The sequence below is a fragment of the Pseudomonas sp. P42 genome, assembly GCF_017973755.1.
GTDB classification, from domain to species: domain Bacteria; phylum Pseudomonadota; class Gammaproteobacteria; order Pseudomonadales; family Pseudomonadaceae; genus Aquipseudomonas; species Aquipseudomonas iridis.
In genome coordinates this window covers 497,823-511,484 of record NZ_JACOPU010000003.1, presented here as the reverse complement: position 1 = coordinate 511,484, position 13,662 = coordinate 497,823, and the positions used below count along the sequence as shown (strand labels likewise).

General features: G+C 62.3%; 10 protein-coding genes. All 10 read left to right on the top strand.

Annotation, left to right across the window (positions count from 1 at the left end):
• Positions 1 to 8 precede the first annotated feature (8 nt).
• The 10 genes from tssH to H8B20_RS11685 all read left to right on the top strand — a co-directional run bounded on the left by tssH (position 9) and on the right by H8B20_RS11685 (position 13,646).
• Positions 9 to 2,666, top strand: a complete 2,658-nt coding sequence (tssH, locus tag H8B20_RS11730; RefSeq protein ID WP_042561790.1) for a type VI secretion system ATPase TssH — start codon at positions 9 to 11, stop codon at positions 2,664 to 2,666.
• Positions 2,667 to 2,676: 10 nt separating this feature from the next.
• Complete coding sequence (locus tag H8B20_RS11725; protein WP_210623209.1) at positions 2,677 to 4,197, top strand: sigma-54 interaction domain-containing protein; 1,521 nt, start codon at positions 2,677 to 2,679, stop codon at positions 4,195 to 4,197.
• 93 nt (positions 4,198 to 4,290) lie between these two features.
• Positions 4,291 to 4,431, top strand: a complete 141-nt coding sequence (locus tag H8B20_RS11720; protein ID WP_003229566.1) for a hypothetical protein — start codon at positions 4,291 to 4,293, stop codon at positions 4,429 to 4,431.
• 18 nt (positions 4,432 to 4,449) lie between these two features.
• On the top strand, positions 4,450 to 5,646 hold the full coding sequence (gene tagH / locus H8B20_RS11715; protein ID WP_210623208.1) for a type VI secretion system-associated FHA domain protein TagH: 1,197 nt from the start codon (positions 4,450 to 4,452) through the stop codon (positions 5,644 to 5,646).
• A 5-nt stretch (positions 5,647 to 5,651) separates the two neighbouring features.
• Entirely contained in the window at positions 5,652 to 6,152 is a 501-nt protein-coding gene (tssJ, locus tag H8B20_RS11710; protein ID WP_210623207.1) for a type VI secretion system lipoprotein TssJ, read from the top strand.
• Between the two features lie 2 nt (positions 6,153 to 6,154).
• Positions 6,155 to 7,486, top strand: a complete 1,332-nt coding sequence (gene tssK, locus H8B20_RS11705; protein WP_007920300.1) for a type VI secretion system baseplate subunit TssK — start codon at positions 6,155 to 6,157, stop codon at positions 7,484 to 7,486.
• Between the two features lie 5 nt (positions 7,487 to 7,491).
• On the top strand, positions 7,492 to 8,367 hold the full coding sequence (gene icmH / locus H8B20_RS11700; RefSeq protein ID WP_042561785.1) for a type IVB secretion system protein IcmH/DotU: 876 nt from the start codon (positions 7,492 to 7,494) through the stop codon (positions 8,365 to 8,367).
• A gap of 13 nt (positions 8,368 to 8,380) precedes the next feature.
• Positions 8,381 to 11,920: a type VI secretion system membrane subunit TssM gene (gene tssM, locus H8B20_RS11695; protein ID WP_210623206.1), complete on the top strand. Its 3,540-nt coding sequence runs from the start codon at positions 8,381 to 8,383 to the stop codon at positions 11,918 to 11,920.
• A complete protein-coding gene (locus H8B20_RS11690) occupies positions 11,920 to 12,648 on the top strand; it encodes a PP2C family protein-serine/threonine phosphatase (RefSeq protein WP_042561783.1) in 729 nt (242 codons plus the stop codon). Before tssM ends, H8B20_RS11690 begins: the two co-directional genes overlap by 1 nt.
• Positions 12,645 to 13,646 carry a serine/threonine-protein kinase gene (locus H8B20_RS11685; protein WP_210623205.1) on the top strand — a complete coding sequence of 334 codons (1,002 nt, stop codon included), beginning with the start codon at positions 12,645 to 12,647 and terminating at the stop codon, positions 13,644 to 13,646. The genes H8B20_RS11690 and H8B20_RS11685 overlap by 4 nt, the downstream gene beginning before the upstream one ends.
• Positions 13,647 to 13,662 lie beyond the last annotated feature (16 nt).

Here is a 13,662-nt window from a genome sequence, read left to right as displayed (position 1 = left end):
CGTGAGCCATGATCAACGTAGACCTGCAACAACTCATTCAGGCGCTGGACGCCGAAACCCGTCGTGATCTGGAGCGTTCGGCTGAGCGCTGTGTAGCCCGTGGCGGTAGCAAGATCCTCGTCGAAGACATGATGCTTGGCCTCCTGGAGCGTCCGAATGGCTTGCTCGCACGCGCGTTGCAGGACGCCGATGTCGATGCCGGTGAACTCAGCGCCGCGCTGCAATCGCGGGTCGAACACAGTGCTTCGCGCAACCCGGTATTTGCCCCGGAACTGGTGCAATGGCTGCAAGACGCGCTGCTGGTGGCCAACCTCGAGCTGGGCCAGACTCAGGTCGAAGACGCTGCGTTGATCCTCGCCCTGCTGCGCAACCCGATGCGTTACGCCGGCAGTCGTTATCAGCCGCTGCTCGCCAAGCTGAATATCGATCGCCTGAAAGAATTTGCCCTGTCGCAAAAGGAGCAACCGGCGGCCAACGGTAAACCGGCCGCGCAGGGCGAATCGCTGTTGCAGCGCTTCACTCACAACCTGACTCAACAGGCCCGCGACGGCAAACTCGATCCGGTGCTGTGCCGCGATGGCGCGATCCGTCAGATGGTCGACATCCTCGCTCGTCGCCGCAAGAACAACCCGATTGTGGTCGGTGAGGCTGGTGTAGGTAAAACCGCCATCGTCGAAGGTCTAGCTTCGCGCATCGCTGCCGGTGAAGTGCCGCAAGTGCTCAAGGGCGTTGAACTGCTGTCGCTGGACATGGGCCTGTTGCAGGCCGGCGCCAGCGTCAAAGGTGAATTCGAGCGTCGTCTAAAAGGTGTGATCGACGAAGTCAAAGCTTCGCCAAAACCGATCATTCTGTTCATCGACGAAGCCCACACCCTGATCGGCGCGGGCGGCAACGCTGGCGGTTCCGATGCGGCCAACCTGCTGAAACCTGCACTGGCCCGTGGCGAACTGCGCACCATCGCTGCGACCACTTGGGCCGAGTACAAGAAATACTTCGAGAAAGACCCGGCGCTGGCCCGTCGTTTCCAGCCAGTTCAACTGCACGAACCGACCGTCAGCGAAGCGGTGACCATCCTCCGTGGCCTGGCTCAGGTCTACGAGAAGAGCCACGGCATTTACCTGCGTGACGACGCGGTGGTGTCGGCGGCTGAATTGTCCGCGCGTTACCTGGCGGGTCGGCAACTGCCGGACAAAGCCGTCGATGTCCTCGACACCGCTTGCGCCCGCGTACGCATCAGCCTCGCCGCCGCCCCGGAAAGCCTTGAGCGTCTGCGTGGCGAACTGGCCGAAGGTGGCCGCCAGCGTCAGGCCCTGCGCCGCGATGCCGAGGCCGGTTTGCTGATCGACCACGAAGCGCTGGATGCACTGGAAGCGCGACTGGAAGAAGCCGAAGACGAAATGGTCGCGCTGGAAACCCTGTGGACTGAACAGAAGGCACTGGCCGAGCGCTTGCTGGACCTGCGTCAGCAACTGGCCAAGGCGCGCGAAGCCGCTGCCGTCGAGCCGACCGTATCGGTTGAGGAAGACGCCGAAGGCACCGTCATCGAAACCCTGGCCGCTGAAGTCGAAGAAGGCCAAAGCGTCGCAGCGCTGGAAGCCCAACTCAACGAAACCCACAGCGCACTCACCGCCGCCCAGGTCAAAGAACGCCTGGTCAGCTTCGAAGTCTGCCCGCGTCTGGTCGCCGAAGTGATCAGCGCCTGGACCGGCGTGCCACTGGCGCAACTGGCCCGTGAGCACAACGCCAAGGTCGCCAGTTTTGCCACCGACCTGCGCACGCGCATTCGTGGTCAGGAGCAGGCCGTACACGCACTGGATCGCTCGATGCGCGCCACTGCTGCGGGCCTGAACAAACCTGACGCGCCGGTCGGCGTGTTCCTGCTGGTCGGCCCGAGCGGCGTCGGTAAAACCGAAACCGCGCTGGCCCTCGCTGACCTGCTGTACGGCGGCGACCGTTTCATTACCACCATCAACATGTCCGAGTTCCAGGAGAAGCACACCGTTTCCCGCCTGATCGGTGCACCACCGGGCTACGTCGGGTACGGCGAGGGCGGCATGCTCACCGAAGCCGTGCGCCAGAAACCGTATTCGGTGGTGCTGCTCGATGAAGTCGAAAAGGCTGATCCGGACGTGCTCAACCTGTTCTACCAAATCTTCGACAAAGGCGTGGCCAACGACGGCGAAGGTCGCGAGATCGACTTCCGCAACACGTTGATCCTGATGACCTCGAATCTTGGCAGCGATCGCATCAGCGACCTCTGCGAAGGCGGCGCGCGGCCGACCGCCGAAGTGCTCGAAGAGACGATTCGCCCGGTACTCAGCAAACATTTCAAACCCGCCCTGCTGGCGCGGATGAAAGTGGTGCCTTACTACCCGGTCGGTGGCCCGGTCTTGCGCGAGCTGATCGAGATCAAACTCGGTCGCCTGGGCGAGCGCCTGAACCGTCGTCAGCTGGATTTCAGCTGGTGCCAGAACCTCGTCGATCATCTGTCCGAGCGCTGCACGCAAAGCGACAGCGGCGCGCGTCTGATCGACCATCTGCTCGATCAGCATGTGCTGCCGCTGGTAGCCGATCGCTTGCTCGATGCCATGGCCACGGGTGAAAGCCTCAAGCGCGTGCATGCCACGCTCGACGGCAACGCCAGCGTGACGTGCGAGTTCGCCTGAGGTGGGCGTGATGTTCACTCAAGTGCCGCAGCCGCTGGCTTACGCCGAAGCGTTGCTGGCGCAGTTTGCCAGCCTGTCGCGTGCGGCGGACGGTGCTGCGCTGCTGGGTGAATTTGTGCGTGGGCTTGCCGAGCTGAGCGGTTGCGAACTGACGCAGCTGTATCTGCTCGATGCCACCCACACCTGCCTTGGGATGAACGCCGAGTGCCTCGACGGCGCGTTGCAACCGCGCCAGGCGGCGAGCCTGCCGGCGGATTACAACGGTGAGCAATTGCTGCAGTTCGCCCTGTGCCAGAACCGCGTGGTGTGCCTCGACGACCTTGGCGCCAGCCTGCACGAAACCAGTTTCCTGCCGGCCGCGTCTTCGCCGTGGCAATCATTGTTGTGCGTGCCACTGGTCAATCAGCACAAGGCTGTGGAAGGTCTGCTGCTGTGTGCCAGCCGTCGTCGCGTGGATCTGCAAGGCTTTGCCGATTCGCTCGGCCAGCTCGGCTCGTTCGTGCTCGGCCAGCTGCACTTGCTGCAACGCCTGCGCCAGCCACTGGATGTTCAGGCGTCAGCGGTACGCAGCGTGCCGAGCATCAGCGGTTACGGGCTTATCGGCAAAAGCGCGGCGATTCGCCAGACCTATTCGCTGATCAGCAAAGTCCTGCACAGCCCGTACACCGTGCTGTTGCGCGGCGAGACCGGCACCGGCAAGGAGGTGGTCGCGCGGGCGATTCACGATTGCGGGCCGCGTCGTTCTCAGGCGTTCATCGTGCAGAACTGCGCGGCGTTCCCCGAGAACCTGCTGGAAAGCGAGCTGTTTGGCTATCGCAAAGGCGCGTTCACCGGCGCCGACCGCGACCGCGCCGGGCTGTTCGATGCGGCCAACGGTGGCACGCTGTTGCTCGACGAAATCGGCGATATGCCGCTGTCGCTCCAGGCAAAAATTTTGCGCGTGTTGCAGGAGGGCGAGATCCGCCCGCTGGGTTCCAACGACACGCACAAGATTGATGTGCGCATCATCGCCGCGACGCACCGCGATTTGTCAGTGCTGGTCAGCGAAGGCAAATTCCGCGAGGACTTGTATTACCGCCTCGCGCAATTCCCCATCGAACTGCCGGCCCTGCGTCAGCGCGAAGGCGACATCCTCGATCTGGCGCGGCACTTCGCCGAAAAGACCTGCACATTCCTGCAGCGTGATCCGGTGCGCTGGTCGGCCCCGGCGCTGGAACATTTGTCCGGTTACACCTTCCCCGGCAACGTTCGCGAACTCAAGGCATTGGTCGAGCGCGCGGTGTTGCTGTGCGAGGGCGGTGAGTTACTGGCCGAGCATTTTGCCCTGCGTATGGAGCCGATGCCCGAAGACAACAGCGGCTTGAATCTGCGCGAGCGCATGGAGCGGGTCGAACGCACATTGCTGCTCGATTGCCTGCGCAAGAACGACGGCAACCAGACCCTCGCCGCCCGCGAATTGGGCCTGCCACGCCGCACCCTGCTATACCGCCTCGGGCGGTTGAACATCAATCTGGGAGATTTCGATGGGTAGGCAACGATCATCGTTTTCTCCCCGAAAAACCTGTTTCAGCGCCGCCCGCAAGGGTCGGCGCTTTGTGCTTTGTCTACCCCTGGAGACCCTCTGATGTCTGTTCGTCACTGGCACGCTGTCCTGCTGACCCTCGTCGTTCTATGTGGCCTTGGCGGCTGTAGCGGCAATTATAAATTCAACGACAACGACTATCGCCCGTTGGGTGATCCGCAAGCGGTCAATCGCGGCAAGTGACCGCAAGGAGCATCAAACATGGAACTGGTTTTCGAAATGCTGAACACCAAGCAGTTCGTGCCCACCGAGTTGTGCCAGAAGACCTTCAAACAGGCCGGCGGCGTGATCGGACGGGGCGAGGACTGCGACTGGATCATCCCTGACCGCAAGCGTCATCTGTCTAATCACCACGCGATTGTCAGCTACCGCGAAGGCACGTTTTTCCTGACCGACACCAGCAGCAACGGTATTCAGGACGGCACAAGCGGCGCACGCCTGCACAAGGGCGAACCGATGCGCATCGAGCACGGCAGCACTTACGTGCTCGGCGACTTCGAAATTCGCGCGCGTCTTGTGCGTGACCCGGCGACCTTCGACGGCGAAGTCGGCCGTCCGCGTGCGGCCGGCAGCATCATTCCGGACGACGCGTTCCTCGATCTCGACCCGCTCAACGCCCTCGAACAGCAAGAGCGCGTGTACTCGGAAATCGACGAACTGCTGGCGCCGAACACCAAACCTGAAGACTCCCGTCAGCGTGCCGACTACGCGCGCATCGACATGGAAAGCCTGATGGTGCCGGAGCTGATCGCCGCGCCCGCAGAACCTGAACCCGCTCCGGCACCGAAAGCCGTCGAGCGTCAGAGCGAAGGTTTCTGGGAGCACTTCGGTGCTGCGCTGGGTGTCGATGTCAAAGGCCTCAGCCACGACGAACGCGAAGCCCTGGCGCTGAACGCCGCGCGTTTGCTGCGTCAGAGCGTCGGCGGTTTGCAGCAGAGCCTGCGTACCCGCTCGGAGCTGAAAAACGAACTGCGTCTGGCCCAGACCACCGTGCAAGGCACCAACAAGAACCCGCTGAAATTCGCCGTCGATCCGAGCGAAGCGCTGGAGATTCTGTTGCAGCCAAGCAAGCCCGGGCATCTGCCGGCCGAGCAAGCCATCTCCCGCGCGTTCCGCGATTTGCAGGCGCATCAAGTGGCACTGCTGACCGCTAGCCGCGCCGCCGTGCGCGGCACGCTGGAGCACTTCTCGCCCGAGCAACTGACCTTGCGTTTCGAGCGCGACAGCAAGCCGCTGATCGCGACGTCCGGCGGGCGCTGGAGAGCGTTTGGTCGTTATCACCAGGCGCTGCGTCAGGACGATGACTGGAGCGAGCGTCTGCTGGCCCGCGACTTCGCCCAGGCTTACGAAGAACAGATCCGCCTGATCTCCACCCTCCACACCGACCACCAAGGATGATGCGCATGTCTCGCCGTTCGACCGCTTTTTTCAAGACGCTGACTGCGCTCACCGTGCTGGTGCTGCTCGCCGGTTGCTCGTCGCTGTCGCCGTACTCGAAAGTGACCAAGATCAACCTGAAGCTGACCGGCAGCGATCAGCTCAACCCGGACCTCAACGGTCGCCCGTCGCCGATTGTGGTGCGCCTGTTCGAGCTCAAGCACCCGGTGACATTCGAGAATGCCGATTTCTTCAGCCTTTACGAGCGCGCCAAGGAATCCCTCAACCCGGATCTGGTGGCCAGCGAAGAACTCGAACTGCGCCCGGGTGAAACCGTGGAAATGAAGCTCAAGGTGGAAGAGGGCAGCCTTTATGTTGGCGTTCTCGCCGCTTACCGCGACTTGCCGGAAAGCCAGTGGCGCCACACGGTGCAGATCACTCCGCTGGAAGTCACCGAAGTCGATCTGACTCTGGACCAGACCGGCATCCGCAACACAAATCAAGTGCTCGCCAAGGCGGATGACTGATCATGAATACCCATAAAGTCATTTGGCAGGAAGGCATGCTGCTGCGTCCGCAGCACTTCCAGCACAACGATCGCTATTACGATCACCAGATGAAAACCCGCACCCAATTGCTGGGTGGCTACACCTGGGGTTTCCTCAATCTGGAGATCGACTTGCAGTTCCTCAACATGGGCAAACTGGTGATCAGTGAAGCCTCGGGGATTCTGCCGGACGGCAGCCTGTTCGAACTCGGTGGCAACACCGAACCGCTGGCGCTGGATGTGCCGCCGAACACCGGCAACACGCCGATCTATCTGGCGCTGCCGCTGGTCACGGGTAACCACATCGAGTCGCGCCGTCCGGAGCAGTCCGACGTGCTGGCGCGTTACACCGCGTATGACGCCGAAGTGGCCGACTCCAACGCCGGCGACGATTCCGCCAGCCAGGTCAGCTGTGGTCGCCCGGACTTCAAACTGTTGCTCGGCGAGCAGCAGAGCGATCAGGCCTACGTGAAGCTGAAGATCTGCGACGTGCTCGACACCACGCCCGACGGCGTGATCAGCCTCGATCCGGACTTCGTGCCGACTTACATTCAGGCCCACGCGTCCAGCTATCTGCTGTCGTGTCTGAAAGAAGTCATCAGCATGCTCAACCACCGGGGCGACACCATTGCCGAGCGCATTCGCTCCAACGGCAAGGTCGGCGGCGCCGAGGTCGGTGACTTCATGATGCTGCAACTGATCAACCGCACCGAACTGCTGCTGCGCCACTATCTGGGCCTGGAGCAGGTGCACCCGGAAGAGTTGTATCGCACGCTGCTGACCATGCTCGGCGATCTGGCGACCTTCTCCGGCGAGAGCAAACGTCCGCGTCTGGACAGCCGCTACTCCCACGCCGACCAGGGCGGGAGCTTTCGCAAACTGATGGAAGCGATCCGTCAGGTGCTGTCGATGGTGCTCGAACAGCACGCCATCGAACTGATCCTGCAGGCGCGTCAGTACGGGATCATCGTGTCGCCGTTGCACGACCACAAACTGCTGGGCTCGGCCTCGTTCGTGCTGGCAGCCAGTGCCAATTGCGACTCCGAAGAACTGCGCCACCGCTTGCCGGCGCACCTCAAGGTCGGCCCGGTGGAGCGCATCCGCCAACTGGTCAACCTGCACTTGCCGGGGATCAAGGTCAAACCGTTGCCGGTGGCCCCGCGGCAGATCGCGTTCCACTCCAACAAAACCTATTTCATCCTCGAACTCAGTTCCGAAGACCTGGCACAACTCGAGCGCTCCGGCGGCTTCGCGTTCCACGTGTCCGGCGAATTTGCCGAGCTTGAACTGAAATTCTGGGCCATCAGGAACTGACCGACATGATCAAGGAAACGGATTACAACCAGGACGACAAAACTGTCCTGCTCGATCGTCAGGGCCACGGACCGGCATCGAGTCCGCTGACCGACTTCGCTGCGCCGCCGCGTTTCGAGCAACTGGAAGAACGCATGATCTACGCCGCGCGCCTGCGCCCGGCGGAGGCGTTCAATATCAGCCTCAATTCGCTGGTGGCCGCGTCCTCCGAACTGCTCTCGGAAGTGGTACGCCTCAAGCACAGCGAAACCCGCGAAGACCTCTACGCGCTCAATGAGCGCCTGACCGCCGGGCTCAAGCTGTTTGAAGTGCGCGCCTTGCACAACGGCGCCGAAAGCAGCCAGGTGATGGCCGCGCGTTACGTGCTCTGCACCGTGGTCGACGAAGCCGTCGTGACCACGCCGTGGGGCAACGAAAGCGAATGGTCGCAGATGAGCCTGCTCAGCAGCTTCCACAACGAAACCTTCGGTGGCGAGAAGTTCTTCCAGCTGCTCGATCGGCTGTCAAAGAACCCGGTCAAGCACCTGCCGATGCTCGAGCTGATGTACCTGTGCCTGTCCCTCGGTTTCGAGGGCAAGTACCGCGTGCAGGCGCGTGGCATGCTCGAGCTTGAAGGCATCCGCGATGCCTTGTACCGCCAGATCCGTCAGTTGCGTGGCGACGTGCCGCGTGAGTTGTCGCCGCACTGGGAAGGCCTCAACGATCAGCGCCGCAGTCTGGTGCGCATCGTGCCGGCGTGGATGGTGGTGTTGTTCACTTTCGTCTGTCTGGTGGTGATGTATTCGGGCTTCGCCTGGGTCTTGGGCGAGCAGCGCGAAACCGTTCTGCAACCATACCAGCCGCTTGATCCAGCCGCGGTTCAACCGCAGTCGCAGCCGTAAACAGGGACGTGTGATGAAAAAGTTTTTCAAGAAAGTCGGCGCCTTCCTGCGCCAGACCTGGGTCTGGACCCTGCTGCTGGTGCTGTTCGCGGCACTGCTGGTGTGGTTCGTCGGCCCGTTGTTGGCGGTTGATGATTACAAGTTCTGGGAAAGCGCGACCTCGCGTCTGCTGACCATCAGCGTCTTGTTCCTGATCTGGGGCCTGACCATGGTCTTCGTCAGCTGGCGCGCCGGTATCCGCAAAAAAGCTGTCGAAGAAAGCGAAGACGGCCAGGATCGTATCCGCCGTGAAGAGCAGATCGACGACGAGCAGAAAGAGTTGAAGGCACGCTTCAAAGACGCGCTGAAAACCCTGAAGACGTCGAGCCTGTATCGTGGTCGCAGCGAGCGCTGGCGCAGTGACTTGCCGTGGTACTTGCTGATCGGTCCGCAAGCCTCTGGCAAAACCAGCCTGCTGGACTTTTCCGGTCTGGAATTCCCGATCAACAAGATTGATCGCAAGCTGACCCGCGACACCCTCGGCACCCGTCATTGCGACTGGTACTTCGCCGATCACGGTGTGCTGATCGACACCGCCGGGCGCTACACCACCCAACCGGACGCAGAAGTCGACGGCAGTGCCTGGCGCACATTGCTCGAGTTGCTGCGCAAGCGTCGTCGCGGCCGTCCGTTGAACGGCGTGCTGGTGACCATCCCGGTGGAAACCCTCACCGGTGGCAGCGAGCAGGACATCGACACCCTGGCGCGCCAGGTGCGCGGTCGTCTGCAGGACATTCATCAGAAGCTGCACGTCGATGTGCCGGTGTATCTGGTCCTGAGCAAGGCCGACAAGCTGCTCGGCTTCGACGAGTTCTTCGATCAACTGACCCGCGAAGAAAGCGATCAGGTGCTGGGCACCAGTTTCCGCAAGGAACAGGTCGGCACCGACGTGGCTGTGCTGCGCAACGAGTTCGAAGAACTGCTGCGTCGCCTCAACAGCCAGGTGATCATGCGCATGCACTCCGAGCGCGATACCCAGCGCCGTGGTCGCATCCTCGACTTCCCGCATCAACTGGGGCAGATCGGCGAGCGTTTGTGCCTGTTCGTCGACATGGCGTTCACCGGCAACCGCTATCAGCGTGCAACGCAACTGCGTGGTTTCTACCTGACCAGTGCACCGCACCTGACCCAGGAAATGGATTCGACCACCGCCGGCATCGGCGCCAGCCTCGGCATGAATGCCGGGGTGCTGCCGACGCTGCGCAGCGGTCGTTCGCGCTTCATCCACCACCTGCTTAGCCAGGTGATTTTCCCGGAGGCCGATCTGGCTGGTCTGGACAAACGCGAACGCAGCCGCATCCACTGGGGCCAGCGTGCGCTGTATGTCGGCGCACTGGCGGCGCTGGCACTGTTCGGCATGCTCTGGGCGGGCGGATTCTCGGCCAACTACGAGCGTCTGGAAAACCTGCGCACACTGGCGCAAAACTGGACTCAGCAGCGCTCGGCGCTGACCCCGCGTGATGACGCGATGGGCGTGCTGAAAACCCTCGACACCAGCTACGCCGCCACTCAGGTGTTCCCGAAGAAGGGCGACGTGTCGTACCACGAGCGCGGCGGTCTGTATCAGGGCGAAGACATCAATCCGTCGGTCAAAGCGGCGTACGAGCGTGAGCTCGAAGCGCAACTGCTGCCACGGGTTGCCACGATGCTCGAAGGGCAGATCCGCACCAACATGAAGGACCGCGAAAAGCTGCTCAACAGCTTGCGCGCGTACCTGATGCTGAACATGAAGGATCGCCGCGATGCCGCATGGCTCAAGGACTGGATCGCAAGTGACTGGTCGCAACGCTACACCGGCAACACGGCGGTGCAGAACGGCCTGAACGTCCACCTCGAACGCCTGCTGAAGCAACCTTTCATCTACCCGCTGAACGATCAGTTGGTGACCCAGGCGCGTCAGGTTCTGCGCAGCGAATCGCTGGCCACCGTGGTCTATCGCATGCTTCGTGAGCAGGCGCGCAACCTGCCGGAATACCGTTTCAGCCAACACCTCGGCCCGCAGGGTTCGCTGTTTATCGGCACCGAGTACGTGATCCCGGGTTTCTACACGCAAACCGGTTATCAGCAGTATTTCTCGGTACAGGGTTCGGCGCTGGTCACCGACATCCTGCGTGACAACTGGGTACTGGGTGAAGGCGCGGGCATCAGCGACATGGACTTGCGTCGCCTGATGGTCGAACTGGAGCAATTGTATTTCCGCGACTATGCCAACTACTGGAGCGAGGCCGTTGGCCAAGTGGCCTTGCCACCGATCAGCGACGCCGGTGAAGGCGCCGAGCAACTGGCGGGCCTGACTTCGGCCAACTCGCCGGTGCTCGCGTTGCTGACGGAAGTGCGCGAAAACACGCGCTTCGAGGCCGCCGCAGACCCGGTCGACGAAGCGGGCGAAGCCGCCGATGCGCTGGCCGGGCAGAAGGGTAAACTGGGTAAAGTCGGCAAACTGGCAGCCGCCGCAGCGGACAAGGCTTCGGCCTTGAGCGTCGCGAAAAACCTGCCGGACACCGCCAAGAAATCCCTGCAACGTCGCTTTGAGCCGCTGCATCGTTTGCTCGATGACAACAACGGCCCGGCCGCTGACCTGACTCCAGCCCTCAGCGCACTCAACGATCTGCAACTGCAATTGTCCGGTCTGGCCCGTTCCAGTACGCCGGAACAAGCCGCGTTCGAAATGGCCAAAACCCGCATGAGCGGCCAGCGTGATGCGCTGACCAACCTGCGTGCAGCCTCGGGTCGTCTGCCGCGTCCGCTGAGCGTGTGGTTCAACGTGCTGGCCGAAGACTCTTGGCGCCTGGTGCTCAACGATGCTTACCAATACCTGAACGGCCGTTATCAGAACGAGCTGTACAGCGTGTATGGCAAAACCATCAGCAAGCGTTATCCGTTCAGCGCCAGCAGCACCAGCGACGTGGCGATCAGCGACTTCCGCGAGTTCTTCCGCGCGCAAGGCACCGTCGACCGCTTCTTCGACAGCTACATGCGTCCGTTCGTCAGCGGTGATCCGGGCAACTACCGGATGCGCAGCGTCGACGGCCACAGCCTGCCGGTGTCCAAGGTCTACCTCGATCAGATGGCGGCTGCGCTGACGATTCGTCAGAGCTTCTTCTCGATCAACCCGGCCGAACCGACCGTGCAGTTCAAACTGGAGCCGTACACCCTCGATCCGGCGGTCAGCCGTTCCGAGTTCAAGTTCGGCGACAAGACCATGGAATACCGTCATGGCCCGATCCTGCCAATGTCGTTCAAATGGCCGACCGATGCTGAAGACGGCCGCACCAGTCTGGTCATGGACAAAATGGCCGGGCGTCCGATCGGTATCGAGAAGAACTCCGGCCCATGGTCGCTGTTCCGTCTGTTCGACCTGATGCAAACCGAGTACCTGAGCGGTCGCGACGTGCTGGTGCTGAAAGCTGACGTAGGTGGCCTGCGCGCCAACTACCTGCTGACCAGCCAACGCTCGCCGAACCCGTTCGACCTCGGCGTGTTGCGCACCTTCCGTATGCCGGTGCAGCTCTGATGCTGGTGGCCAGTCCCTGGCGCAGCGCGGCGCGTACCGACCCGGGCAAGGTGCGGGCGCGCAACGAAGATGCCTTCCTCGACCTTCCGCAGCAGGGGCTGTGGGTGGTCGCGGACGGCATGGGCGGTCATCAGGGTGGCGACATCGCCAGCCAGTTGATCGTCGCCAGCCTGGCTGAACTGCCGCAACACGACGACTTCGACGAACGCCTCAAAGCCATCCGCCAATGCCTGCACTGGCTTAACCGGCGTTTGGGGCAGGAGTTGACCGTCACTGCCGGCCGTCACGACAGCATCATGGGCAGCACCGTGGTGGCGCTGTTGGTGGAAGGCAATCGCGCGGCCTGCATCTGGGCCGGCGATAGCCGTTGTTACATGTGGCGCGGGCAGCGTCTGTATCAGCTGTCCAAAGACCATTCGCTGCAACAGCAACTGATCGACGAACAGCAAATGAGCGTCGAACAAGCGGCGGCGCACCCGGCGGCCCAGGCCTTGACCCGAGCTGTCGGCGCGGCCGACACGCTGACCCTGGATGTACTGGAACTCGAGGTCTATCCAGGCGATGCGTTTTTGCTCTGCAGCGATGGTTTGTATCAGGGCCTGAGCAGCGATGCCCTCGGCACCGCCCTCAGCCTCAGCGCGCCGCATGTGGCGCTGGAACGTTTGTTCGACGGTGCCCTGCGGGGTTCCGCTCGCGACAACCTGACTGCCGTGGTGATCCGCCAATGAGTGAAATCGAATCGCCCATCGATGACTTGCTGATGAGTGAAGAACAGGCCAGCAACCTGACCTACTTCGCCTTCGCCAAGCCCAATACTGCAGAGCCTTTGCTGGCGCCTACCAAGGCCAGCATTGGTGCACTGCCGGACGTATTGGCGGGCCGTTATCGCCTCGAGCGTTTGCTCGGGGCGGGCGGTATGGGCGCCGTCTACCGGGCAAGGGATCTGCTGCATGAACAGTTCGGTGATCCCGACCCTTACATTGCGCTGAAAATCCTCAGCGAAGAATTTGCCGAGTCGCCGGACGCCAGTGCCTTGCTCTACAGCGAGTTCGCGCTGACCCGACGCCTGCGCCACGACAACGTTGTGCGTGCGCACACCTTTGAAGTCGACACCGACTGCCAGCGGGCCTTTATCACCATGGAATACATGCGTGGCCTGACCCTGGACAAATTGCTCTGCGAGCGGCCTCTCGGCCTGCCGTGGAAAGAACTGCGCGACATCGTCCTGCCGCTGCTCGACACGTTGGCCTATGCCCACGGTCGCGGCGTGCTGCACGGTGACATGAAACCGAGCAACGTCATGCTCAGCGAAGACGGCTTGCGCCTCTTCGACTTCGGTTTGGGCCAGGCAGAAGAGGGCACCTTGCCCGGTCTGCCACACCTGAGCCGCGAGCGCTTCAACGCCTGGACCCCGGGCTACGCCGCCGCCGAACTGCTTGAGGGCCAACCGTTGTCGGCCAGCGCGGACGTGTACGGCGTGGCCTGCGTGATCTATGAACTGGCGAGCGGCAAACACCCGTTCCGCCGCTTGCCCTCGACCCAGGCCCGCGACGAGCACCTGGAGCGCGAGCTGCAAGCCCCGGCGAACTTACCGAAACACGGCTGGCCAGCGCTGCGAACCGCGCTGAGCTTCGACCCGGCAGAGCGCACCATCACTGCCCAACAATTGCGTGACGCCTTGGGCGCCACTTCATCCTGGCTGCAACGTCTGCGGTTTCGGGCATAACGGATGACATTCGAAC